The sequence below is a fragment of the Nocardia sp. NPDC055050 genome (assembly GCF_053608345.1).
Genome location: NZ_JBSGVG010000005.1, coordinates 59,529 through 84,333, shown reverse-complemented (window position 1 = coordinate 84,333; position 24,805 = coordinate 59,529). Strand labels below are relative to the sequence as shown.

At 68.7% G+C, this 24,805-nt stretch carries 16 protein-coding genes; 8 read left to right on the top strand and 8 right to left on the bottom strand.

What is annotated here, in order from left to right; genetic code table 11:
- The first annotated feature begins 69 nt into the window (after nucleotides 1–69).
- From ACWGCN_RS07360 to ACWGCN_RS07350, 3 genes are all read left to right on the top strand, one after another.
- Nucleotides 70–1,635: a flavin monoamine oxidase family protein gene (locus tag ACWGCN_RS07360; RefSeq protein ID WP_452458427.1), complete on the top strand. Its 1,566-nt coding sequence runs from the start codon at nucleotides 70–72 to the stop codon at nucleotides 1,633–1,635.
- Nucleotides 1,636–1,664: 29 nt separating this feature from the next.
- Entirely contained in the window at nucleotides 1,665–2,309 is a 645-nt protein-coding gene (locus ACWGCN_RS07355; RefSeq protein WP_379315268.1) for a Rid family hydrolase, read from the top strand.
- Nucleotides 2,310–2,453: 144 nt separating this feature from the next.
- Nucleotides 2,454–3,305, top strand: coding sequence for a 3-hydroxybutyryl-CoA dehydrogenase (locus ACWGCN_RS07350; protein ID WP_378991562.1), 852 nt, complete (start codon nucleotides 2,454–2,456; stop codon nucleotides 3,303–3,305).
- A 54-nt stretch (nucleotides 3,306–3,359) separates the two neighbouring features.
- Here the strand turns inward: ACWGCN_RS07350 and ACWGCN_RS07345 are convergent, their stop codons facing one another.
- From ACWGCN_RS07345 to ACWGCN_RS07330, 4 genes are all read right to left on the bottom strand, one after another.
- A complete protein-coding gene (locus tag ACWGCN_RS07345; RefSeq protein WP_452458425.1) occupies nucleotides 3,360–9,512 on the bottom strand; it encodes an amino acid adenylation domain-containing protein in 6,153 nt (2,050 codons plus the stop codon).
- Nucleotides 9,513–9,890: 378 nt separating this feature from the next.
- Nucleotides 9,891–10,802 carry a lysophospholipid acyltransferase family protein gene (locus ACWGCN_RS07340; RefSeq protein WP_379315289.1) on the bottom strand — a complete coding sequence of 304 codons (912 nt, stop codon included), beginning with the start codon at nucleotides 10,800–10,802 and terminating at the stop codon, nucleotides 9,891–9,893.
- A 46-nt stretch (nucleotides 10,803–10,848) separates the two neighbouring features.
- Nucleotides 10,849–11,667: a GNAT family N-acetyltransferase gene (locus ACWGCN_RS07335; protein ID WP_378991558.1), complete on the bottom strand. Its 819-nt coding sequence runs from the start codon at nucleotides 11,665–11,667 to the stop codon at nucleotides 10,849–10,851.
- Nucleotides 11,668–11,914: 247 nt separating this feature from the next.
- Nucleotides 11,915–13,267, bottom strand: a complete 1,353-nt coding sequence (locus ACWGCN_RS07330; RefSeq protein ID WP_452458331.1) for an NAD(P)/FAD-dependent oxidoreductase — start codon at nucleotides 13,265–13,267, stop codon at nucleotides 11,915–11,917.
- Nucleotides 13,268–13,412: 145 nt separating this feature from the next.
- Between ACWGCN_RS07330 and ACWGCN_RS07325 the strand changes: the two genes are divergently transcribed.
- Nucleotides 13,413–14,267 (top strand): LysR family transcriptional regulator, encoded by an 855-nt coding sequence (locus ACWGCN_RS07325; RefSeq protein WP_378633279.1) that lies wholly within the window; start codon nucleotides 13,413–13,415, stop codon nucleotides 14,265–14,267.
- A gap of 20 nt (nucleotides 14,268–14,287) precedes the next feature.
- Here the strand turns inward: ACWGCN_RS07325 and ACWGCN_RS07320 are convergent, their stop codons facing one another.
- The 4 genes from ACWGCN_RS07320 to ACWGCN_RS07305 all read right to left on the bottom strand — a co-directional run bounded on the left by ACWGCN_RS07320 (nucleotide 14,288) and on the right by ACWGCN_RS07305 (nucleotide 18,871).
- Nucleotides 14,288–15,268: an aminoglycoside phosphotransferase family protein gene (locus ACWGCN_RS07320; protein WP_378991555.1), complete on the bottom strand. Its 981-nt coding sequence runs from the start codon at nucleotides 15,266–15,268 to the stop codon at nucleotides 14,288–14,290.
- A 35-nt stretch (nucleotides 15,269–15,303) separates the two neighbouring features.
- The gene (locus tag ACWGCN_RS07315) at nucleotides 15,304–16,884 is read right to left on the bottom strand and encodes a protein kinase domain-containing protein (RefSeq protein WP_452458332.1); all 1,581 of its coding nucleotides are present in this window, start codon (nucleotides 16,882–16,884) and stop codon (nucleotides 15,304–15,306) included.
- Nucleotides 16,885–17,091: 207 nt separating this feature from the next.
- The gene (locus ACWGCN_RS07310; RefSeq protein ID WP_378633270.1) at nucleotides 17,092–18,048 is read right to left on the bottom strand and encodes an electron transfer flavoprotein subunit alpha/FixB family protein; all 957 of its coding nucleotides are present in this window, start codon (nucleotides 18,046–18,048) and stop codon (nucleotides 17,092–17,094) included.
- A 37-nt stretch (nucleotides 18,049–18,085) separates the two neighbouring features.
- On the bottom strand, nucleotides 18,086–18,871 hold the full coding sequence (locus ACWGCN_RS07305) for an electron transfer flavoprotein subunit beta/FixA family protein (protein ID WP_067449214.1): 786 nt from the start codon (nucleotides 18,869–18,871) through the stop codon (nucleotides 18,086–18,088).
- Nucleotides 18,872–19,058: 187 nt separating this feature from the next.
- Here ACWGCN_RS07305 and ACWGCN_RS07300 point away from each other — a divergent pair, with 187 nt between their 5' ends.
- From ACWGCN_RS07300 to ACWGCN_RS07285, 4 genes are all read left to right on the top strand, one after another.
- The gene (locus ACWGCN_RS07300) at nucleotides 19,059–19,847 is read left to right on the top strand and encodes a class I SAM-dependent methyltransferase (protein ID WP_378991552.1); all 789 of its coding nucleotides are present in this window, start codon (nucleotides 19,059–19,061) and stop codon (nucleotides 19,845–19,847) included.
- Nucleotides 19,844–21,388 carry a 1,4-alpha-glucan branching protein domain-containing protein gene (locus tag ACWGCN_RS07295; RefSeq protein ID WP_378991551.1) on the top strand — a complete coding sequence of 515 codons (1,545 nt, stop codon included), beginning with the start codon at nucleotides 19,844–19,846 and terminating at the stop codon, nucleotides 21,386–21,388. Before ACWGCN_RS07300 ends, ACWGCN_RS07295 begins: the two co-directional genes overlap by 4 nt.
- Nucleotides 21,385–22,638, top strand: a complete 1,254-nt coding sequence (locus ACWGCN_RS07290) for a glycosyltransferase family 4 protein (RefSeq protein WP_378991550.1) — start codon at nucleotides 21,385–21,387, stop codon at nucleotides 22,636–22,638. The genes ACWGCN_RS07295 and ACWGCN_RS07290 overlap by 4 nt, the downstream gene beginning before the upstream one ends.
- A gap of 180 nt (nucleotides 22,639–22,818) precedes the next feature.
- The gene (locus ACWGCN_RS07285) at nucleotides 22,819–24,759 is read left to right on the top strand and encodes a TerD family protein (RefSeq protein WP_452458333.1); all 1,941 of its coding nucleotides are present in this window, start codon (nucleotides 22,819–22,821) and stop codon (nucleotides 24,757–24,759) included.
- Nucleotides 24,760–24,805: the final 46 nt, after the last annotated feature.

The window sequence follows — 24,805 nt, the reverse complement described above, 5'->3', positions numbered from 1 at the left end:
ACGGACGCTGTCGCAGAACGGATATCGCGGCGGACGGAGCTACCCATGGCAGTCACCAGAAGATCATTCATGCAGAGTCTCGGCATCACCGGTGGTGCCGGCCTCGCCTACGGCGCGATGTCGACCCTCGGCCTCGCGCCCGCCACGGCGCAGGTGTCGTTCCGCTCGCCCGCCATGGGCGACCTCATCGGCAAGGGCGACGGGGGCGCGAAGGTTGCGATCCTCGGCGGCGGCCCCGCGGGGTTGTGCGCGGCCTACGAGCTGGGCAAGGCCGGATACGACGTGACCGTGCTCGAAGCCAGGAAGCGAGCGGGCGGACGGGTGTGGTCGGTGCGCAACGGCACCACCGAAACCGATCTCAACGGCGAAACCCAGAGCTGCACCTTCGCCGAAGGGCACTACTTCAATCTGGGCGCCACGCGAATCCCGCAGGGCCACATCACCCTCGACTACTGTCGCGAACTCGGTGTCGAGATCCAGCCGTTCGGCAATCAGAACGCGTCCACCTTGGTCAACTATCAGAGCGGCACCTCGATCTCCGGGCAGTCGGTGCAGTACCGCGCCGCCAAGGCCGACATGTACGGCTACATGTCCGAGCTGTTGCAGAAGGCCGCGACGCGGGGCGCACTCGACGACGTGCTCTCCGGCGCCGACAAGGAAGCGCTGTCGTCGTTCCTGCGCGATTTCGGCGACCTCTCCAGTGACGGCCGCTATCTCGGCTCGACGCGGCGCGGCTACACCTCCGAACCCGGGGCGGGTCTGAACTTCGGCGAACAGCCGAAACCGTTCCCGATGTCCGACACGATCCGCAGCGGTCTCGGCCGCAATTTCAGCTTCGAATTCGGCTACGACCAGGCCATGATGATGATGACCCCGGTCGGTGGCATGGACCGCATCTACGCCGCCTTCCAGCGCGAGATCGGCACGCAGCGAATCCATTTCGGTGCCGAGGTGTCGGCGATGAAGAACACCCCCGAGGGTGTGCGGATCGAGTACACCCAGGACGGCGCGCGCAAGTCCCTCGATGCCGACTACTGCATCTGCACGCTGCCGCCCCATCTCGTCGGTCGCCTGGCCAACAACCTGCCCGCCGATGTGCTCACCGCGCTGAAAGCCGCGATCCCGGTGTCCTCCGGCAAGCTCGGCATCGAATACTCGCGCCGCTGGTGGGAGCTCGACGACCGGATCTACGGCGGCGCGAGCAATACCGACAAGGACATCGCGCAGATCATGTTCCCCTACGACCACTACAACGGCGACCGTGGCGTGGTGGTCGGCTACTACAACACCGGCAAACGTCATCAGGCCTTCGAATCACTCACCCACCGGCAACGTCTGACGAAGGCCGTCGACGAGGGCGCAGCGATCCACGGCGACAAGTACCGCGCAGACATCGCCTCGTCGTTCTCCGGCAGCTGGCGGCGAACCAAGTATTCCGAGGGTGCGTGGGTCGGCTGGTCGGGCAGCAATTCCCACGGCGGTGAGGCCACCCCCGAATACACCAAACTCCTTGCCCCCGTGGAGCACATCTACTTCGCCGGTGACCACCTGTCCAACGCGATCGCCTGGCAGCACGGCGCCTTCACCTCCGCCCGCGACGTGGTGACCGCCCTGCACGCCCGCGTTGCCGCCTGAATCTCTCACCCCGACAAGGAGTATCGACCATGAAGACGACGATCACGCTGGCCGTGACGGCCCTCGCGGCGCTGACCCTCACCTCCTGCTCGGCCGACCCGGCCGAGTCGCAGCCGTCCACTGCGCCGAGTACCTCGGTTCTCGAAGCGGGACAGGCGAATCCGATGATCGCCCAAGGCGTGACGATCGCCGCCGACGCTACCGTCTACAAGACCAGCGGCCTCGGCCCCACCGCCACCAACAAGGCCGCGCCCACCGGCAGCCCCGAATCCTTCATAGACACCCAGCAGTTCGCGGACGCGAAGCTGCCCGCCGGTGTCACCGTCACCGAAGCGCAGGGCATGTCGGTGCTGGCCAGAATCCGGGAGAACCTCGAAGCCCAGGGCCTGACCCTGGACGACGTGATCACCATGCGGGTGTTCCTCGACAACGCGCCCGGCACCGACCGTGCCGACTACGCCGGCTGGAACCGCGCCTACCGGCAGTTCTTCGCCAATACGAACCTCACCACCGGCGACACCGAGCTGGTCCCCCTCGGCACCGCTGCCCCGGCCGCACCGCTGGTCCGCAACGCGGCACGACCGAGCCGCTTCGCCCTGGAAGTGGCGAGCCTGCCGGTGGCGGGATGGTTGGTCGAGGTCGAAGTCGACGCCGTGTACCCGGCGGGTAAGTGAGTCGGCTCGCTGACGAATGCCCTGGTCAGCGTCGCGTCCAGCTGGTGCGATAGCTCACGTTCCGGCAGCCTGTGGCACTGAGTGCCAGCCCGGGTGAAATAATCTCCGGGACAGCCAGGGCAATGCGATGTTGGGAGTTCTCCAGTGGAGTTGATCGGTGTAATCGGTGGCGGCACGATGGGCGCGGGGATCGCGGAGGTGTGCGCCAAGGCGGGCAGCTCGGTGCTCGTGCTCGAGACGAAGCCGGAGTTCGCCGAGGCGGCCAAGAACCGAATCGCCACCTCGATCGCCCGTGGTGTGACCAAGGGCAAGATCACCCAGGACGAGGCCGACGCGGTGCTCGCGCGGGTGCGCGTCACCCTGGACATGGACGAGTTCGCCGATCGTGACCTGGTGATCGAGGCCGCGCCGGAGATCGAGGCGCTCAAGTACGAGATCTTCGGCAAGCTGGACAAGATCGTGAAGCCCGAGGGCATCCTCGCCACCAACACCTCCTCGATCCCCGTGATCAAGGTGGCCGGGGCGACCGAGCGGCCCGAGCGGGTCGTGGGCGTGCACTTCTTCAACCCGGTGCCGGTGATGCCGCTGGTCGAGATCATCTCGACCCTGGTGACCGCGCCGGAAGCGGCCGTGGCCGTCACCGACTACGTGAAGAACACCCTGGGCAAGATGGCCGTGCAGGCCGGTGACCGCTCCGGGTTCATCGTCAACGCGCTGCTCATCCCCTACCTGTGTTCGGCGATCCGGATGCTCGAGTCGGGCTACGCCACCGCCGAGGACATCGACGCGGCGATGAAGGGCGGCTGCGGCTACCCGATGGGCCCGCTGACGCTGCTCGACACCGTCGGCCTCGACATCGCCCTCGCGGCGTCGGAGTCGCTCTACGCGGAGTTCGCCGAGCCGCATCTCGCCCCGCCCGCGCTGCTGCGCCGGATGGTGGACGCGGGCCGACTGGGCCGCAAGACCGGTCGCGGGTTCTACGACTACGCGAAGTAATGCTGATTCCCGCAGGAGCCCGGTGCTCCTGCGGGAACCTCGGCGAGCTCCCGCTCACGCGTGCGTGAGATGGTCCGCTCCGGGCGCCGGGAAGAAGCCGATGTCGATGTAGTGGTCGAAGTAGCGGGCGATGACCGCGGCGTCGACCGCGGGGAACTCGATCGGCAGGCCGCGGAAGGGTTCGGCGGGGGCCGATTCCACGCGGGTGAGCACCGCCGCCGGATTCGCCTTGGCGAGGGCGGCCGCGTAGTTGCCGCTCAGTGCCGAAGCCCGCGCCAGGATGGGGTCCGCGTCCTGGCGTTCGGCCGCGGTGGAGAGCTGGAGGCCGAATTCCATCGGGTCGATGAAGTCGAAACGGTAACCGCGACTGCGGATCTCCTCGTAGACGACTTGCAGCGGCACCTGCGCACCGGAGGCCCGGAAGATGTTGCCGATGGCCGCCGCCTGGCGAGATCGGCTGACGATCCCCGCCGCGACATGGTCGACCGGGGCCATCTCGATGGCGATCGCCCGCACATCGACAGCCACCCCGAGCACCAGCATGGACCGCAACATCGTCCACCAGGCGTCCTCGGCGGGGGCGACGCCCGTGCGGGAGTCGCCGGTGATCAAGCCGGGGCGGTAGACGGCGATGGGAACGCCACGCTCGATCGCGGCGTGCACGAGCTGCTCGGCGACCCACTTGGTCATCGCGTAGCCGGGCAGACCCGCGGGCACCCCGTTGTCCTGCGGGACCCCCGCCAGCACCGACAGGGTCGACACATAGTGGATCGGCTTGACCCTGGTGGTGGTGGCCAGGCGCAACACCTCGGTGGTGCCGCAGACATTGGCCGCTCGCATCCGTGCGTACGGCTCGAGGTGGTTCACCAGCGCGCCGTTGTGATAGATCGCGTCGGCCCTGGCGGCGAGTTCGGCGAAGCGCAGTGGGTCCATGCCGAGGTTCGGCTGCGCGAGATCGCCGGGGACGCCGACGATTCGGTCGCGATAGGGCCGCAGATCGATGCGGTACTTCGCGGCGGTGGAGACCACGCGATCCACCGCGCCCGCGTCATCGGTGGCGCGGACCAGGCAGTGAACGGTCGCCGACGTCTGTTCGAGGAGTTCGCGCAGCAGGAAGCTGCCGAGGAACCCGGTGGCGCCGGTGAGCAGCAGCGTGGCCGGTGCGCCGGTGCGCTGGGGCGCGCAGCCGGTGAGGTCGATCGACGGGTCGAGGATCGCGTCCACGGCCGGATCAGGACCGGCGGCCGAGGCCGACGACTCGTCGCGCAAAGCCAGCGCCAGGTCGCTGACCAGCGGATAGCTGAACAGCAGGCGCAGCGGCACCTCGATGCCCAGTTGCTCGGCGAGGGTGGCGCGCACCCGGATCGCCGCGAGCGAGGTGCCACCGAGGACGAAGAAGTCGTCGTCACGGCCGACTCGTTCGAGGTCGAGTACTCCGGCGATCGCCGAGGCGACGATCTGCTCGTCGGCGGTGGCCGGTGCCTGGTATTCGCGGATCTCCACGGCGGGCGCCGGCAGCGCCTTGCGGTCGAGCTTGCCGGTGGCACCGAGCGGGAACTCGTCGAGCACCACCAGACGGTGCGGAATCATGTACGGGGGCAACAGGGTTCGAATGGTCGCCAGCACCTCGACGGTGTCGACCGACGCGTCGAGGGGTGTCACGTAGCCGACCAGCTGTTCGTGATGCACCGCGACCGCCGCGCCCGCGACCGCCGGATGCGTGCGCAGCGCCGCCTCGATCTCGCCGGGTTCGATGCGCAGGCCGTGCAGTTTGAGCTGAACGTCGGTGCGGCCCAGGTAGGTCAGGTCACCGGACGGGAGTCTGCGCACCAGATCGCCGGTGCGGTACATGCGCTCACCGACGGGACCGTACGGGTCGGCGACGAATCGCTCCATCGTCTTGTCGGGGCTGCCGAGGTAGCCGCGAGCCAGTTGCGCGCCGGCCAGGTACAGCTCGCCGGGCGTGCCGACCGGCACCGGCCGCAGCCGCGCGTCGAGCACGTAGGCACGAGAATTCCAGTGCGGCAAGCCGATCGGAACGATGCCGTCGCCCACCTCGGTCACATCGGCGCCGGTGATCGACACGGTGGCCTCGGTGGGGCCGTACAGATTGTGCAGACGACCCGCGGTGACGGTGGTGAAGCGTTCGATGGTGGCGTTCGGCAGCGCCTCACCGCCGACCCACACCGCGCGCAGCGAACGCAGGGCGCCGGTGGGCGCGGAATCCAGCAGCATCTGCAGGACCGAGGGCACGATCGTCGTGCCGGTAACACGATGACGGGCAACGAGTTCGGCGAGGTAAGCGGGATCGGTGAGCCCCTGCGTGGCGGCCACGATCATGTGCGCACCGGCGCGCAACGGGGAAGCGAAACCGATCATCGAGGCATCGAAGGTGAACGGAATCGACTGCAGGACAGTGTCGGACTCCCCCACCCCGTACTCGCCGACCATGAACGCGGCCTGGTTGACGATCGCCGCGTGCGGCACGCCGACGCCCTTCGGCTTACCCGTCGAACCGGACGTGAAGATCACATATGCCAGGTCGAGGGTGTGCAGGGGGCGCAGCCGGTCGGCGTCGGTCAGCCAGGCGTCCGAGAAGTGCGACAGCGCGACCCGGTCCACCTCGACGACCGGCAGTCCGTCGGCCGTGATCGCGTCGCCGGTGGTGGTCAGCAGGCAGACCGGCTGTGCGGCGGCGAGGATGTCGGCGCGGCGTTCGGCGGGCGAATCGGGATCGAGCGGCACGTAGGCGCCACCGGCCGCGAACACGGCGTACATGGCGACGACGAGATCGATCGACGGCCGAATCGCCACGCCCACCGTGCTTCCGGGGCCGACGCCGTCGGCGACCAGCAGCCGGGCCAGCCGGTTGACGCGCCCGGCCAGCTCGCCGTAGGTCACCGTGACCTCGTCGAAAGTGACCGCGGGTGCGTCCGGACGATGCTGGGCGCGGGCCTGGAACTCGTCGAGCAACGTCGCGTCGGAGACGAGCCGGAGCTCGCCGGAGGGCTCGGTCAGCTCGGCTTCCGTCAGCACCGGCAGGTCGCCGACGGGCCGGTGCGGCGCGGCGACGGCCGCGGCCAGGAGCCCGGCCAGCCGGGCACCGAGCGTCGCCATGGTCGAGGCGTCGAACAGGTCGGTGGCGTAGCGCCACGAGCAGCGCAGACCGGCGGGTCCGTCATTGTCCTCGAGCGGAACAACGGTGAGCTGGAGATCTACCGGTGCCGCTTCCTCGCCCAGATCCACCGCCGACACCGTCAGCTCGGGCAGTTCGAGGCGCGTGGCGCCGAAGTTCTGGAACGACAGCGCCACCTGATACAGCGGGTGGTGTGCTTGGGTGCGCGGCGGATCCAGTTCGGCGACAAGGCGTTCGAAGGGCACATCGGCGTGGGCGAAGGCGGCCAGATCGATATCGCGAACCCGATCGAGCAGGGCCGCGAAGGATTCGGCGGCGTCGACGCGGGTGCGCAACACGATGGTGTTGACGAACATGCCGACGAGATCGTCGAGCTCGGGTTCGCCACGGCCCGCGACCGGCGCGCCGACGGTGACATCCTCGGTACCGGCGACCCGCGCCAGCAGCACCGACAGCGCGGCGCGCACGACCATGAACAGCGAGGCATTGTGTTCGCGCGCCAGGGTTTCCAGCGCGGCATGCACCTCGGCGGGCACCGCGAAGTCCTCTGCGGCACCGCGAGTTCCCGCCACCGGCGGACGCGGCCGGTCGGTGGGCAGCTCGAGCAGGGCCGGGGCACCGGCGAGCGCGGTGCGCCAGAACCCGAGCTGTTCGGCCAGCAGCGAGCCGGCATCGTCTGCCGCGCCGAGCATTTCCTGCTGCCAGAGCGTGTAGTCCGCGTACTGCACGGGCAACGGCGCCCAGCCGGGCGCCGCACCGGCGGCACGAGCGGCATAGGCGGTCATCAGGTCGCGCGTCAGCGGGCCGAGCGAGAAGCCGTCGGTGGCGATGTGGTGCACGACCACCGCCAGCACATGGTCGGTCGCGGAGAGCCGGAACACGGCCGCGCGCACGGGAACTCGACGGCACACGTCGAATCCGCCGAATGTCAGCCTGGCCAGTGCGCCCGGCAGATCGGCTTCCGCGATCGGGTCGACCACCACGTCGAGGCCGGCCTGCGCCACGGGCAGCACCTGCTGGAAACCCGCGCCCTCGTGCTCGGGGTACACCGTGCGCAGCACCTCGTGGCGCTCGAGCACGTCGTCGAGTGCGGTGGTGAGCGCGACGGTGTCGAGCGGGCCGGACAGCCGCAGCGCGACCGGGATGTTGTAGGCACTGGAGTCGGGATCCAGCCGCGCCATGAACCACATGCGCTGCTGGGCGAGCGACAGCGGGACGTGCGCACCACGTTCGCGCCGGGTCAGCGGTACCCGCGCCGACGCGGCACCGACCAGCGCGTCGAGGGCACCGGCCAGCTCGGCCACCGTGCCGTGCTCGAACACGGTGCGGGCCGGTACCCGCACCCCGACCGCGGCACCGAGCCGACCGGCCAACTGGGTGGCGAGCAGCGAATTGCCGCCGAGAGCGAAGAAGTCGTCGCCGCGCCCGATCGGGTCGGCGCCGAGCAGTTCGGCGAAGACCGCGGCCACGGTGCGCTCGGTGTCACCGCGCGGCTCCTCGAACTCGCGGGCGGCGAGTTCCGGCGCGGGCAGTGCCCGGTGATCGAGCTTGCCGACCGGCGTCAACGGCACCTCGTCGAGCACCACGATCGCGGCGGGCACCGCGTGCTGGGGCAGGCGCCGCTCGGCCAGCCGGATAAGTGCCGTCGTGTCGATCGTGGCATCCGCGGCCGCGACGAGGTAGGAGACGAGCGCGCTCTCCCCGCTGGGCAGCGTCCGGATCAGCGTGGCGGCGAAGCGCACCGTGTCGTCGGCGGCGAACAGCGCGTCGATCTCGCCGAGTTCGATGCGGAAGCCACGCAGCTTCACCTGCGCGTCGGTGCGCCCGAGGAATTTCAGGCCGACCCCGCCGGGCACGGGAACCCACTGCACCAGATCACCGGTGCGGTAGAGCCTGCCGCGACCGAGCGGGTCGGCGACGAATCTGCTCGCGGTGAGCCCGGCGCGATCGTGGTAACCGCGGGCCAGACCTTCCCCCGTCAGGTAGAGCTCGCCGGGCACCCGATCCGGAACCGGGCGCAGGCGGGCGTCGAGGACCAGTGCCGTCATCCCAGGGATCGTGTCGCCCATGGTGATCACGTCGTCGGCGGTCAGCCGATCGCTCATCGCGCAGACGATGGTGGTCTCGGTCGGGCCGTACACATTGAAGAACGCGCGGCCGGGCGCCCACCGCGCGATCAACTCGGGAGGATATGCCTCACCGCCGACGGCGAGCGCGGCCAGTTCCGGCAGCGCCGCCGGGTCGAGCCCGGCCAGGGCGGCGGGTGTGATGAAGGCGTGGGTCACCCGTTCGGCGCGCAGCAGTTCGGTCAGTTCGTCGCCACCGTAGACATCGGGCGGCGCGATGACCATCGTCGCGCTCGCGCCGATCGCCAGCAGCATCTCCAGCATGCTGGCGTCGAAGCTGGGCGAGGCGAAGTGCAGCGTGCGCGAGGCGGGGGTGATGCCGAAGCGGCGGACCTGTTCGGCGCACAGCCCGGCCAGACCGGTGTGGGTGACCGCGACCCCCTTGGGGACGCCGGTCGAGCCGGAGGTGTAGATGATGTAGGCGAGGTCGTCCGGGGAAAGCCTGCGGACGCGTTCGCCCGCGCTCACGGGTTCGTCCGACATCGCGGCGCATTCGACGCCGAACTCGTCGGAATCGAGGGCGAGCCACTGGATCCCGGCGTCGAGCCGGGCCGCGTCCGCCGCCGTGGCCAGCCCGAACGCGGCACCGGAGTCGGCGAGCATATGGGCCACCCGTTCGGCCGGGTAGCGGGGATCGACGGGCACGAAGGTGGCGCCGGACTTGGCGGCCGCCCAGACCGCGACCACGGACTCGATCGAGCGGGTCAGCGCGAGGACGAACCGATCACCGGGGCCGAGGCCGCGGGCGATCAGCACCCTGGCCAGACGCGACGACCACTGGTCCAGTTCGGTGTAGGTGAGGGTCTGCCCGGCAAATCGCAACGCGGGCGCCTCGGGGGCACGCTCGACGGCGGCCAGCAGGAGGCGCGGCAACGTGGACGTCACGGGCGCGCGGCGGATTCGGCGCGCGGCGCGACGGCGTACGCCAGAAGCTTGCTCAGTCACCGGAAAGGCTTCCCTTCACCATGGATCACCCTTGCGATCGCACATCTCGACCATCGCCTGGACTCTCGGCTACACGGGGTATCGGAAAAATCCTGCGTGACGGTACCGCAAATATCTCATCAATTTCGGCGCAGTGGCAATTTGATCGTTTCAACGTACACACCGATGGGTATAGCCGACTGGCCAGTTTGTTACACAGCTCATACGCAGGTCATACGCAGGACGAAACATCTCCGAGCGGACACGAGCTTTTCACATTCCCACTATTTGTCGGCCCGTCGCCGACCTGCACGTCCGTGACGATTCCTCCGACACAGACGACAAAACCGGAGACCGCGAACGCGGTCTCCGGCAGTCGATGATTCCGGCCGAGAATGGTTACCAGGCAGTAGCCCTAGCCGGTCGGCGAACCTCCCCCTGCTCCCCCATCGAGGGGTCCTGCACGCGGGTATTGCCCGCTTCGATCCACTGGGTGTCGGCCACCCCGTGGCGGGAACGGTCGGTGCCCCGCACCGCCGCCTCGCAGCGCCGGGCCAGATCCCGGCGATCCAGTCCGGGGTGTTCGAGCGGCTCGAGCACGATCTCGGCGATCATGCCCTTGCTGCGCAGCACTCTCTTCGCGGAATCGGCGAAGGTGTCGGTACCGACGAAACCGGGTACGGTGCACGGCATTCCGTCACTGTCCAGGTACCGCAGCCGCACCGGCTGGACCGGGGTGGTGGTGTCGACGGCGGCCTGGAACATGGCGGGCCGCATCGAACCGTAGGCCCGGCCGCACCAAGTGGTGCCCTCGGGGAAGACGACGATCCGGTTACCGGCGGACAGCCGGTCGGCCACCTGCCCGACCACGCCGGGCAGTTCACGCAGTCGCGCCCGCTCGATCGGGATGACGCGAGTGAGCTTGGCGAGTTTGCCCAGCAGCGGCCACTCGACCATGTCGGCACGGGCCACGAAGCTGACCGGCTGCACCGCAGCCAGCGCCACCACATCCGCCCAGCCGATGTGCCCGGCCACGATCATCACCGCGGTGCCGGTGTCGGCGAAACCCTCCGCCGAGGACTGCTCGGGAATCCGATTGTCGATGATGCGTAATCGCATCCCGAGGCAACTCAGTGCCGCCCTGGCGTAACGGCGCTGCAACTGCTCGCGCCGCGACTTCGGGGTGGCCACGGTCAGTACCGGGAAGCTGAGCACCAGCCCGGCCATTCCGGCTAGCCGGGCAAACATCCTGGCGGTGCCGACCTCGTCGATCGGCTCGATGCAGCCGGACCCACAGGGGCTCGACGGCATCCACGAATGAGAGTGCGTTGCGAGCGGCGCGTCGAACACCATGGGTTTACTTCCCGTCGAAATTGGCGGCCGCGCTCTGCAGCCGCTCCAGGTACCGGGTGTTGATGGTTTCCATGCCGAGCAGCGCGACGAAGTCGGCGACGGCGAAATCGGGATCGTGGGCCGGTTCGCCGCAGATCTCGGCGCCGAGGCGCAGGTAACCGCGCAGCAGCGGCGGCATCTTGGGGCGGCTCGGCGGGGTCATCTGATCGAGGGAGAGTCCGTCGACGACGACCGGGTTGTACGGGTGCACCCGGCGCTCGGGGTCGCACGCGTGGCGGCCGAGCAGCTGGTCGCGCACGCCGCGCACGTTCACCCCGGCCGGATCGGTCGGGGAATCGCGCATCGGCACCGACACACAGCCCATCACCCAGTCGTATCCGGTGAGCTGGATGTAGTGCAGGATGCCCGCCCACATGAGGGTGAGCACCGAGCCGTTGCGGTGATCGGGCACCACGCAGGCCCGGCCCATCTCGACGATCCGGTGACCGGTGGGATCGAGCTGGGTCAGATCGAACTCGGTGGCGGTGTAGTAGCCGCCCGCCGCGTCGACCTTGTCCGGCGGCAGCATGCGGTAGCAGCCGACGAACTGTTCGGAGAACTCGTCCCGAACCAGCAGGTGGTCGCAGTGCTCGTCGAACTTGTCGGCGTCGAGGCCGGTGGCGTTCTCGGGCATCTGGAAACCGGGTTCGGAGGCGAACACCTGATAGCGCAGTCGCTGTGCGGCTTCCCGGTGCTCGGCATCAGACGCGACGACCAAGGAGTACCGAGATTTCCCCACCCCGGAGTCCGGCGCCGGGGCGGTCAACACGGACGAAATTGTCATACTGCTGATGAAGCCAGTCCGAGCTGGCATCGGAGCGACGCTCCAGTGTCGTGCCGATGCCCGTTCGGTGAACGAGATGGGCGTCACACCGGGCGTTTACCGACCCGCTGCCCATCGTTCGCCCACCTGCGGGTTTCTAGCCGAACACGACCGATTTCGGCGCTGGACCCGCTTCGCGATCGGGTATTTCGAGCATTGCGAAAACGACAACGGCCCGCCGATTCTCGGCGGGCCGTCGCAGGGTGGGTCAGGCGTTCACCCGCTCCTTGGTGGTCGCCGCGACGGTGTCGTCGGCGCGATCGGCGTCCGCCGACTCGGCCTTCGCCGGTTCAGCCTTCGCCGGCTCGACCTTCGCCCGCTCGGCCTCAGCGCGCTCGGCCTCGTCGAAGCCGGGGCGCGCCGTCCCGATGAACGCGACCAGCCACCCCGCCACCGCGGCGAAGCGGTTGCGGAAGCCGACCAGGTACATCAGGTGCACGGCCAACCACATCGCCCAGGCGATGGTGCCCTTGAACGTCACCCGCTCGTTGAGCTTCACCACCGCGCTGAAGCGGCTGATCACGGCCATGCTGCCCTTGTCCCAGTAGACGAACGGCGTGCCCGCGGCCTTCTTGCGCCGGATGATGTCGGCGGCGTGGCGACCCTCCTGCATGGCGACCGGCGACTGGCCGGGGTAGCCGTTGAGCGAGGTCATGTCGCCGATGGCGTAGATGTCGGCGTGGCCGCCGACGGTCAGGTCGGGGTTGATCAGGATGCGGCCCGCACGGTCGGTCTCGGCGCCGGTGGCCTCGGCGAGCAAGGTCGCGAAGCCGCCGACCTGCACGCCCGCCGACCACACCACCGTCTCGGCGGCGATCCGGCGCTCCATGCCCTCTTTATCCTTGACCGTCACCTTGCCCTCGTCGATGTCGGTGACGAAGGTGCCCAGCAGCACCTCGACGCCGCTGTCGGTGAGCGAGCGTTTCGCGTATTCCGAGAGCCCGCCGCCGAAGGGCGGCAGCACCTCGCCCGCACCCTCGACCAGGGTCACCGAAACCTGCTGGTGGAAGTGCCGCTTCGCAAGTTCCTTGATCTGGCCGGCCACCTCGACACCGGTCGCGCCCGCGCCGACCACCACGAAGCTGAGCAGGCGATGCCTGGTCACCTCGTCGGCGCCCTCGGCCAGGGCGAACACGTGGGCGATCTGCCGGCGCAGACGCTGGGCGTCGTCGATGGTCTTGAGTGAATAGGTCTTCTCGGCGAAGTCGTCGCGGCCGAAGTAGCTCTGGCTGGCGCCGGTGGCGGCGATCAGCGAGGCGTAGGCGATCTGGCGGGGACCGTCGGCGGTCTCGTAGGTGAGGACCGCGTTCTCGGCGTCGATGCCGGTGACCTTGCCGAGGCGGACGTCGATCTCGGGGTGGCGGCGCAGTACGTTCTTGATCGGCGGCGCGATCTCCTCGGGCGCGAGCACGCCGGTCGCCACCTGATACAGCAGCGGCTGGAACAGGTGTTCGGGCGTGCTCGAGATCAGCACGACACCGACTCGTGACTTGGCCAGTTGCTTGGCTGCGGCCAGGCCTCCGAAGCCCGAGCCGACGATGACGACATCTGTGTGTTCCATGATCACTCGCTCCAAGATCGCGTTCCAGATCGGTAATAAGTCCTTTCCTATGAGTAAACGCGATGCGGAACGAAGATGTTTCCACTGCCTGGGCGCATAATAGAGATGACTCTTATCTGTATGACTAATCAATGGGAGGTACCTGGTGGAACTTCGACAGTTGGCCTACTTCGTGGCCGTCTGCGAGGAGCTCAGTTTCAGCCGCGCGGCCAACCGCTGCTTCATCTCCCAATCCGCGATCAGCCATCAGATCGCGAGACTGGAACGTGACCTCGGCGCGCAACTGTTCGAGCGCACCACCCGCGCCGTCGTCCCGACCGACGCGACCTCGCGCCTGCTGCCACTGGCCAAGCAGATGCTGAGCCTGGAATCGGCGATCCGTGCCGCCGTGCGCACCACCGGACCGCGCATTCGCCTGGCCGCGAACATGTCTTTCGCCGCGCCGTCGCTGTCGGCGATCGCCACCGCGCGGGCCGCCCACCCCGACGCCGAGATCGAATACGTGATCAAACCCTTCCGTCAGCGGATCACCGCGGTGGCCGACGGCGACTGCGATCTGGCGCTGATCCGCGGCAGCGTCGAGCAGCCGGGCCTCGCGGTGGAACAGCTGTGGGTCGAAGACCTGGTGATCGCCATCTCGAGCAATCATCCGCTGGCCGAACGCGGCGCGGTCACCCTCGCCGATCTGAGCCCCTACCCCCTGCTGCTCCCGCCCGAGCAGGAGCAGGTGTTGTTGCACACACTGATCCGCTCCGCCTTCGCCGACCTCCCGACCGGACCCACCTTCGGCCCGCCGATTCCGCCCGATCACACCGCCACGATGGAGCTGCTCAACCGCCCCGAGTCCTGGACGATCCTCTACGAGGGCCCCACCAAGGGCCTGCTCACCCTCGACCTCACCGACCACCGCCTGCGCATCCCGGTGTCAGCGGTCCTGCGCGAGGACGCCCGCGAGAACCCGATCGTGCAGACCCTGCTGGACGCGCTGCACCGGCCGTGAGTCGTGGTGGCCCCGGCCGTTCAGGTCGGGTCGCCGGATCGCCACGGGTCGCCTGCCAGCGCCGTCGCGACCGCCACGTGCAGTGGCAGAGTGTCGTCGTCGCCGTCCTCGACCGACCAGACGATCTCCTCGATCGCGCGCAGGAAGGCCCAGGCGCCCGCGCGGTCGATCGGAACATCGAGGTGACGCGCGGTCGTGACGACGACGGCGCGCGCGTGTTCGGGGGTCGGCGTCGTCTGGACCTGGATCATGATCAGGAAGCCCGCGTCGAAGGCGGCTTCGCCGAGGCAGGGTTTCGGATCGATCAGCAGCCACGGTTCACGTTCGGCGGCCACGATATTGCCGAGATGGGTGTCGCGGTTGACGATCAGCAGTTCACCGGCCGGCTCGCTCAACTCGGCACACCTGCTCAATGCCCGTTCTCGCAGCAGCGGTGAGAGGTGTTCGGCCAGTGCAGGTTCCGGATCGGCCAGCCGCGCACGGAGACCGGTCACGATATCGGTGGCCATGGGCAGTTCCGGGAAACCGGCGGGAACCGCGGTCCGGGGACGCCGCAGTCGGCGATACAACCCGCAGGCGAACGCCACCTTGTCGGCGTTCTCCGGTCGCCCCTCCAGGCTCGGGAACCCCGGCTGGGTGAGCAATTCCGTGCCCGGACGGGCCCATTCGAGCAGCATCGCACCGCTGGCCGGGTCGAAATCGAGCAGCCGGACCGCACCGTCGCCGGCATAGCTGTGCAGCGCGGTGGCCTCGGCGACGTTCTCCTCGTCGACCATCGGCACCTTCAACACCACCCATGCCCCGCCCACGCGCCGCGCGGCCGCCACATAGGCGTGCGTTCCGCCACCGAACGGCGCGGAGAACTCGGTCAGCCCCCACCGAGCGGCCAACCCCGCCACCACCTCGGGCAACGCGTCGATCCACCGCGCCCCGGCCGCACCGAACACCGCGCGAACCGTCTCCTCGACCGAAGATGGCAGCACCACACGCCCAGACGACATCAGCCCACCCTACTGATGGCCGCCTGCACCGCGGGTCATCGCCAACGACTCGCGCGCACCGCCTTGCGATAGCGGATCCAGCGCCCGGTCGACGATGATGCCGCGAAACCGACCAGCGCCGCCGCGAGGACGAACACCGCGGCACTGGCGGCGGTGGCGGCGTAGACCTCGCCCACCGCGGACCCGATGACCCCGAACAGCGCGAAGAGCCCGACGAGCACCGCGGTGATGATCGACATGACACGACCGGCGGTGCGCGCGCAGAGCAGTAACACCGCGCCGCTGCCGGTGAACGCGACGACGACGGTGAGAATCGCGATCGCGATGAACGACCCGCTCGGATCCTTGCCCCGGTCGATCTCGTCGAGGGTTTCGGTGATGCCGTAGATCAGGAAGGCCGCGATCGACAGACTGAACAGCAGCGTCACGATGCCGACGAAGAACGCCGCGGCCTTCGACGGCTCCGGGCCGCCGACCGGGGCCTGGTACCACTGATTGCCCGCCACCATCGGGTACATCCGCGGATCACCCACCGGCGCACCGTATTCCGCGCGCCCCCAGCCGGGTTGTGGGTGCCCACCGGCGCCCTGCGCCTGCGGGCTGTGCTGCTGCACCTGTTCACTGTGACCATGCGCCGGGAGGACGGGCTGCTGCGGATGTCCGCCGGAGCCGTGCCACTGCCGGGCGGGATCGGTCCACGGTCGCTGCGCGTGTTCACCGGATCCCGGGACCTGGTGCGCGGGGTCGGTCCACGGCCGGCGCACGGTCGGCGCGGCGACATGCCTGCCCTCGAGCGCATCCCGGATCGCCTCGGTGAATTCCGTTGCGCTGCCGAACCGCTCGTCACGCCGCTTGGCCATCGCACGGGCGATGACGTCGTCGACCGCGGGCGGCAGATCCGTTCGCACCGTGGTGAGTCGCGGCACCGGGTGCGACAGGTGTCCCGCTACCACCTGGCCGGGGTTGGTCGCGGTATAGGGCGGATGCCCGGCGTACATCGCGAACAGGGTGCAGGCCAGCGAGTACTGGTCGCTGCGGTGATCGACGATCTCACCGGAGAGCTGCTCGGGCGAGGCGTAGGCGAGGGTGGCGGTGAAGGTACCCGTCGCCGTGAGCTGAGTGTTGGCGGTGGCCACCCGGGCGATCCCGAAATCGGTGAGTACCGCCCGGATTTCACGACCGTGTTCGGCGTCGGCGATCAGGATGTTGCCCGGCTTCACGTCACGGTGCAGCACTCCGTGTTGGTTGGCGTAGTCCAGTGCCGACGCCGTTTCCCCGATCAGGCGCGCGGTGACCCCCGGCTCGTGCGCACGCGAATCCCACGTGGCGGCATCGGTTCCGCGAATGAACTGCATCGCGATCCACAGATACCCGTCATCGCTGCCACGGTCGTACACCCCGACGATACTCGGATGATCCAGCTGCGCGACAACATCGGCCTCCCGCTCGAACCGCCGCTGCAATTCCTGATCGGCCGAGAACTCCCGATTCAGCAATTTCAGCGCGACACTGCGCGGCAAGCGAGGATGCTCGGCCAGATAAACCGTGCCCATCCCCCCTTGCCCGAGCACCCGCTCCAAGCGATATCCAGCGAAGCCCGCCCCCGATTCCAACACGACTCGCACGCTACCCGCCCTCGGCGAGGTCCACCGAAGTACCTGCGCCACACGCCTTCGCGACAGTGGCCGACTCCGCTCGATGTTGCGAGGTCGACCGCTCAGCGCCCCGTGCCCGGTCGGGGAAACGGCAACGGCCCGCGAAACCGGGCTGCGCTGGCGCAGGAACGGGTTTCGCGGGCCGAGGTCGAACCGACCGGGTGGTGATCAGCCCTTGTGGGACTTCACGGCTTCGGTCAGCTGCGGGGAGACGTTGAACAGGTCGCCCACGATGCCGTAGTCGGCGATCTCGAAGATGGGTGCTTCCTCGTCCTTGTTGACAGCGACGATGGTCTTCGAGGTCTGCATGCCGGCGCGGTGCTGGATGGCGCCGGAGATGCCCAGTGCGATGTAGAGCTGCGGGGAGACCGTCTTACCGGTCTGACCCACCTGGAACTGGCCCGGGTAGTAGCCCGAGTCGACGGCGGCACGCGAGGCGCCGACAGCGGCACCCAGCGAGTCGGCCAGCGCCTCGACGACCGAGAAGTTCTCAGCGGAACCGACACCGCGGCCACCGGAGACCACGATGCTCGCCTCGGCGAGATCGGGGCGGTCGCCACCGACGATCGGGTCACGCGAGATGACCTTCACGACGCCGTCTTCCTGCGCCGGAACCTCGACGACGACCTGCTCGCCCGCGCCGGCCTGCGGAGCGGCCTCGATGGCGCCGGGGCGCACCGAGATCACCGGCACGTCGCCGGTGGCCTTGGCCTCGACGGTGAACGCGCCACCGAAGATGGAGTGCACAGCGGAGCCGTCGGCGTTGACGCCGATGACGTCGACGAGCAGACCGGAGCCGATGCGCGCAGCAAGGCGGCCCGATACCTCCTTGCCCTCGGCGGAGGCGGCGACCAGCACGGCGGCGGGCGCGGCGGAATCGACCAGGCCGGCCAGGACGTCGACCTTCGGGGTGACCAGGAAGCCCTCGATGTCGTCGGACTCGGCGACATAGATCTTCTCGGCGCCACCGGCGGCCAGCGCGGCGGCCAGCTTGTCGGCGGTACCGGCGGGACCGGTCACGACGGCGGCGGGCTCGCCCAGCGCACGGGCGGCGGTGAGCAGTTCGGTGCTGACCTTCTTCACGGCACCGTCGGCGTGCTCGATGAGCACAAGTACTTCAGCCATTAGTTCTTTCTCCTTGGAAGTCTCGGACGGCGCCGGATCAGATGATCTTCTGACCGATGAGGTAGGACGCGATCTGGTTGCCGCCCTCGCCCTCGTCCGCGATCTTCTCGCCCGCGGTGCGAGCCGGCTTCGGGGTGGCACCGGTGACCTGGGTACCCGCGTTGGCGACACCGACGGTCTCCGGGTCGACGCCCAGATCGGCCAGGGTGAAGACCAGAACTTCCTTCTTCTTCGCGGCCATGATGCCCTTGAAGGAGGGGAAGCGAGGCTCGTTGATCTTCTCGGTGACCGAGACGATCGCAGGCAGGGACGCCTCGAGCTTGAAGACACCTTCGTCGGTCTCCCGCTCGCCGGTGATCTTGTCGCCGTCGACGGTGAGCTTGCGCAGGTGCGTCAGCTGCGGGATGCCGATGTACTCCGCGATGATCGCGGGCACGGCACCGGCGCGGCCGTCGGTGGCCTCGTTACCGGCGATGACCAGCTCGACACCCTCGACCTGGCCGAGCGCGGCGGCCAACACGTAGGCGGTCTGCACGGCGTCGGAGCCGTGGATCGCCGGATCGTTGATGTGGATGGCCTTGTCGGCGCCCATGGACAGCGCCTTGCGGATGGCCTCGTTGGCGCGGTCGGGACCGGCGGCCAGCACGGTGACCTCACCGCCCTGGGCCTCCTTGATCAGCAGCGCTTCCTCGACGGCGCGCTCGTTGATCTCGTCGAGCACCGCGTCGGCGGCCTCGCGGTCGAGGGTGTAGTCACCATCGGTCAGCTTGCGCTCGGACCAGGTGTCGGGGACCTGCTTGATGAGTACGACGATGTTCGGCATCGGTCTTCGTCGACCTCCTTCTGGGGACACGTGTGTGGTGGGGCCGCACGAGCTGAGCCGTACGTCCGTGTGAGATATCTAGCTCAGATCGGAACACTACCCTACGCTAAGTTACTCGTGGGTAACCTACCTGCGCAAGAGGTCCCTGACTCCTGCGTGAACCGGCGGTACCAGTAACCTCGGACCAATGAGCGAGGCTGTGATCCCTGCCGCACCCGTGGCCGCCACACATGAACCACTGCCGTTGACCGGCGAGCGGACGGTGCCCGGCATCGCCGAGGAGAACTACTGGTTCCGTCGGCACGAGATCGCCTACGCCCGCCTGCTCGATCGGTGCACCGGCAAGATCGTGCTCGAGGCGGGCTCGGGCGAGGGCTACGGCGCCGACATGATCGCGGGCGTCGCCCAGCGCGTCACCGGTCTGGACTACGACGAGAGCGCCGTCGCGCACGTCCGCGCGCGCTACCCGCGCGTGCAGATGATCCAGGGCAACCTCGCCGCGCTGCCGCTGGACGACGAATCCGTCGACGTCGTGGTGAATTTCCAAGTCATCGAACATCTCTGGGACCAGGGACAGTTCCTGCGCGAGTGCCTGCGCGTGCTGCGCCCCGGCGGCGTGCTGCTGATCAGCACCCCGAATCGCATCACCTTCTCCCCCGGTCGCGACACCCCCCTCAACCCGTTCCACACCCGCGAACTCAACGCCGCCGAGCTGACCGAACTGCTCGTCGAGGCCGGGTTCACCGTCTCCGAGATGCTGGGCGTGCACCACGGCGCGAGCCTGAAAGCGCTGGACGCCAAGCACGGTGGGTCGTTCATCGACGCCCAGATCGAGCGCGCGCTGGCCGGTGAGCCGTGGCCCGCCGACCTCACCGCCGACGTCGCCGCCGTCACCATCGATGATTTCGACCTGCGCGCGGGCGATATCGACGCGAGCCTGGATCTGGTCGCGATCGCCGAAAAGGCACCACGTTGACCGATTCCCGCTCCGCCGTGCCGGGCCAGTTCACGCTGGTCCTGCACTCCCACTTGCCGTGGCTCGCCCATCACGGGCGCTGGCCGGTCGGCGAGGAATGGCTCTACCAGTCCTGGGCCGCGTCCTATCTGCCGCTGGTCAAGGTGCTGAAAAATCTTGCCGCCGAAGGCCGTTCGCATCTACTGAGCCTCGGCATCACACCGGTGCTCGCCGCGCAGCTCGACGATCCACACTGCCTCGCGGGCATGCACCATTGGCTGGGCAACTGGCAGTTGCGCGCCGACGAGGCGTCGATGTCGGGGAATGTGGCGCTGGGCCGTCACGAACATCGGCTCGCCGCGACCGCGCTGGCCGATTTCGAACAGAACTGGCAGCACGGCGGTTCGCCGGTCTGGCGTTCGCTGATCGACGCCGACGCGATCGAACTGCTCGGCGGACCGCTGGCGCACCCGTTCCAGCCGCTGCTCGATCCGCGCCTGCGCCAGTTCCAGCTCACCGAGGGCCTGGCCGACGCGCGCCTGCGCTGGGGCACCACACCGACCGGCATCTGGGCACCCGAATGCGGCTACACGCCCGGCATGGAACGGGGCTACGACGCCGCGGGCATCACCCACTTCATGGTCGACGGCCCTTCGCTGCGCGGCGACACCTCGCTCGGCAGGCCGGTCCGCGATTCCGAGGTCGTGGCCTTCGGGCGCGACCTGGCCGTGAGTTACCGGGTCTGGTCGCCGAAACAGGGCTACCCGGGCCAGAGCGCCTACCGCGATTTCCACCACTACGACCACGCGACCGGGCTCAAACCCTCGCGCGTCACGGGCAAGACCGTCGACGGTCCTGACAAGGCCCCTTACGATCCCGAGCTGGCGGCCGAAGCGGTCACCCGCGACGTCGCCGACTTCGTCGAGACCGTCCGTGCCCGGCTGATCGAGGAGTCCGCGCGGATCGGCAGGCCCGCCCTCGTGGTGGCCGCGTTCGACACCGAGCTGTTCGGGCACTGGTGGCACGAAGGGCCGCAGTGGCTCGAACAAGTGCTGCGCGCCCTGCCCGAAGCGGGGGTGAACGTCGGCACCCTCGCCGATGCCCGCGAGAAGGGCTTCGTCGGCGAACCTGTGCAGCTCAACGACTCCTCGTGGGGTTCGGGCAAGGACTGGCGGGTCTGGGCGGGCGACCAGGTCGCCGACCTCGTCGCGCTCAACGCCGACATCGTTCGCCTGGCCTTGGACACCCTCGACAAGGTGCGCCGCGACGGATCCCTGCGCGACCCGGTCGCCGATCAGTTGCTGCGTGAGGCGATTCTCACGGTGTCCAGCGACTGGGCGTTCATGGTCAGCAAGGACTCCGCCGCCGGGTACGCGCGCGATCGGGCGCACGAACACGCGCACGCCGTCCGGGAGCTCGCCGAGGCGATCGGCGCCGGTCAGTTCGCCAAAGCGACCCGTCTCGCGGCAGGATGGGCGATGGCCGACGGATTCTTCCCTGGTCTGGACGCGCGGCGGTTGCCGACCGTCGTCCCGTCGGCCGCCGCTGAAGGATCCGCATGAAGATTTTGATGGTGTCGTGGGAGTACCCGCCGGTCGTGGTCGGTGGGCTCGGCCGGCATGTGCATCACCTGGCCGTCGAGCTGGCCGCGGCCGGTCACGAGGTCGTGGTGCTGGCCCGCCGCCCGACGGGGACCGACTCGGTCACTCACCCCACCCACTCCTACATCGCCGACGGCGTGCTCGTCGTCGCGGTGGCCGAAGACCCGCCGTGCTTCGACTTCGGCGAGGACATGCTCGCCTGGACACTGGCCATGGGGCACGCGATGGTGCGTGCCGGGGTAGCGCTCGGCAAGCCCGGCGTCGGCGAGGGCTGGACGCCCGATGTGGTGCACGCGCACGACTGGCTCGTCGCGCACCCGTCCATCGCGCTCGCCGAGTACTACGACGTGCCGCTCGTCTCGACGATCCACGCCACCGAGGCCGGGCGCCACAGCGGCTGGGTGTCGGGCCGGGTCAACAAGCAGGTCCACTCGGTGGAGTGGTGGCTGACCAACGAGTCCGATCAGCTCATCACCTGCTCGACCTCCATGCAGGACGAAGTCGACCGGCTCTACGGGCCCGAGCTCGCGCCGATCACGGTGATCCGCAACGGCATCGACGTCGGCTCGTGGACCTTCCGTTCCCGCGCGCCGCGCTCCGGCCCGCCGCGCCTGCTCTACGTCGGCCGCCTCGAGTACGAGAAGGGTGTGCAGGACGCGATCGCCGCTCTCCCCCGCATCCGCCGCGCCCACCCCGGCACCACGCTCACCGTCGCCGGTGTCGGCACCCAGTTCGAGTGGCTGCGTGAACGCGCCCGCGTGCACCGCGTCGCCCGCGCGGTCCACTTCGTCGGCAGCCTCGGCCACGACGAACTCCTCGGCTGGCTGCACGGCGCCGACGCCATCGTCCTGCCGAGCCGCTACGAACCCTTCGGCATCGTCGCCCTCGAGGCCGCCGCCGCGGGTGTCCCCCTGATCGCCTCCACCGCAGGCGGTTTGGGCGAAGCGGTGATCGACGGCGTCACCGGCGCGTCCTTCGCCCCCGCCGACATCGACGGCCTGGTAGACGCCACCCGCGCCGTCCTCGACGACCCGTCCACCGCCCAGGCCCGCGCCCACACCGCCCGCGAACGCCTCACCGCCGACTTCGCCTGGGACGTGGTGGCCGCCGAAACCGCCCAGGTCTACACGGCCGCCAAACGCCGAGTCCGTACCTCCCTCGGCCGCCCGGACATCGTGGAAAGACCCCTACCGGAACGCGATCCGAAGTAACCCCACCCCTTTCCATTCGGGCGATCATTCAAACGTGATCCGTGTAACAGAGTAGGTTTCGCCGCCGACAACCCTCGGCACCGTCATGCCATCGCGGTGTGCGCCAAGGGGGGTCAGCGAGCGGGTCGGCTGCATCAGCCTTGCGACTGAACGCCGACCTTCGAAGGGTGAACCGCCACTGTGTCGTCTCCGCTGCTGTCCAAGGGCCAGAACATTCCGCTTCCCGAGGATGTCGACCGCGTCGACATCGTGATCGGCTGGCCGGAACCCGAGATCGAAGTCGACGCCTCCGCGCTGCTACTCGGCGCCGACCGGCGCGTCGGGTCCGATGCCGACTTCGTCTTCTACAACCAGACCGAATCACCCGACGGCTCAGTATGTTTCCTCGGAACGAGTGCCACCGAGGAAGGAAAGCAAGCCAGGATCTCGATCGACCTGTCGGCGGTTCCCGTGCACGTCCACACCATCGCCTTGGCGGGCAGCGTCGGTGAGGGGACATTCGGTGCGCTGGGCAAACTCGCGTTCCACGTCATCGATCCGGCCGGGCATTCGCTGGCCGAATATCTCACCGCCGACGCGGACACGGAGTCGGCATTCGTCTTCGGCGAGGTGTATCGGCGCGACGGCAACTGGAAGGTGCGGGCTGTCGGGCAGGGCTGGGAGTCGGGCCTGTCCGGGCTGGCAACCGATTTCGGGGTCACTGTCGAGGACCCTGCGCCAGCACCCGCTGAGCCGGAAGTCGTTGTCCCCGAGACCCCCGCCGTGCAAACACCGTCGCGCGGAGTAGCAACCACCAAGCGCGTGGTGCGCAAAACCAAGCCGATCGAATTCAGGCAGGCCGAATCGGATACGTGGCAACCCGCTCGGTTGTTCTCGGTCGTCGGGGTCGGCGCGGGCGAGGAACAGGAACGGCGCACCACCTCCGCACTCATCGCCACCATGCAGGCCGTACGACCCTTCGCCCGGGCCATCTGTGCCCGAATGGGCGCGCCCGCAGGGGCTTTCGAGGGCTATCTCGAAGTGCAGTACGAATCGGGCGATACCAAAGTCATCCCGGACGCGGTGTTGAAGGTGAGTCGCGGTGCCAAGCAGTGGACCGGGCTGCTGGAAGTGAAGACGGGCAACGGCAAGCTCCGGCGAGATCAGCTGGAGAGCTACCTCGACGTCGCGCGGCGAAAGAAGTACGACGCCGTCGTCAGCCTGTCCAACGACATCCCCGCCGGACCGGGCGAACTGCCCGTCCAAGTCGACCGCCGCAAGCTGACGAAAGTGGCACTGCGCCACCTGTCGTGGGCCGAAGTGGCCCACGAGGCGCGCATGCTCACCACCCACGGTGGCATCGACGACGCACTGCAAGCCTGGATTCTCGCCGAATTCCTGCGCTTCCTCGATCATCCCCGTTCGGGTGCGGCCGAGTTCGTCGACATGGGCAGACACTGGGTCACCGTCCGTGACGCCGTCACCCAGGGAACACTGCGGGCGGGTGACGCGAAAGCACTGACGGTCGCCGACACGTGGGTGTCGCTGTGCAGGCATCTCGCGCTGCGACTCACCGCCGAACTCGGTGTCGAGGTCAAGCATGTCCTCGCCCGCAAGTTCCACGCCGATCCGGCGGTGCGGGCCGCCGCCGTCGCCGAACGGCTGGCCACCGACGGTTCGTTCGAGGCCGTCCTGCGCATCCCCGACACCGCCGGCGACCTCACCGTCATCGCCGATGTGCGGACGAACAAGGTCCGCTGCCGCACCACCATCGCCGCACCCGACGAGGGCACCCAGGCCCGCCGTGTGTCGTGGCTGACCAGACAGCTCACCGATGCGCCCGGCCGCGTCCAGGTCGAAGCCGTCTTCGCCGAACGCGGCAACGAAACCTGCGAATTCCTCGACACCGTCCGCACCACCCCCAAGTCGCTCATCGACGGCCGCACCAGCCCGATCGTCTCGTTCACCCTCGAACAGACCTTCCCGATGGGCAACAAACGCTCGGGCACCGCGGCCAGCTTCATCGCCAGCGTCACCACAGCCACCGACGCTTTCTACGGCGCGGTGATGCAACCGCTGCGTGAGTGGGTCCCCGCGGCCCCGAAACAGGCCGGCCTGGACCCGACGGAAACAGCCGAGTAGTTCGATGGCCGCTCGGAGGAGGTTCTGGGCGGTTCATCCGCGATGG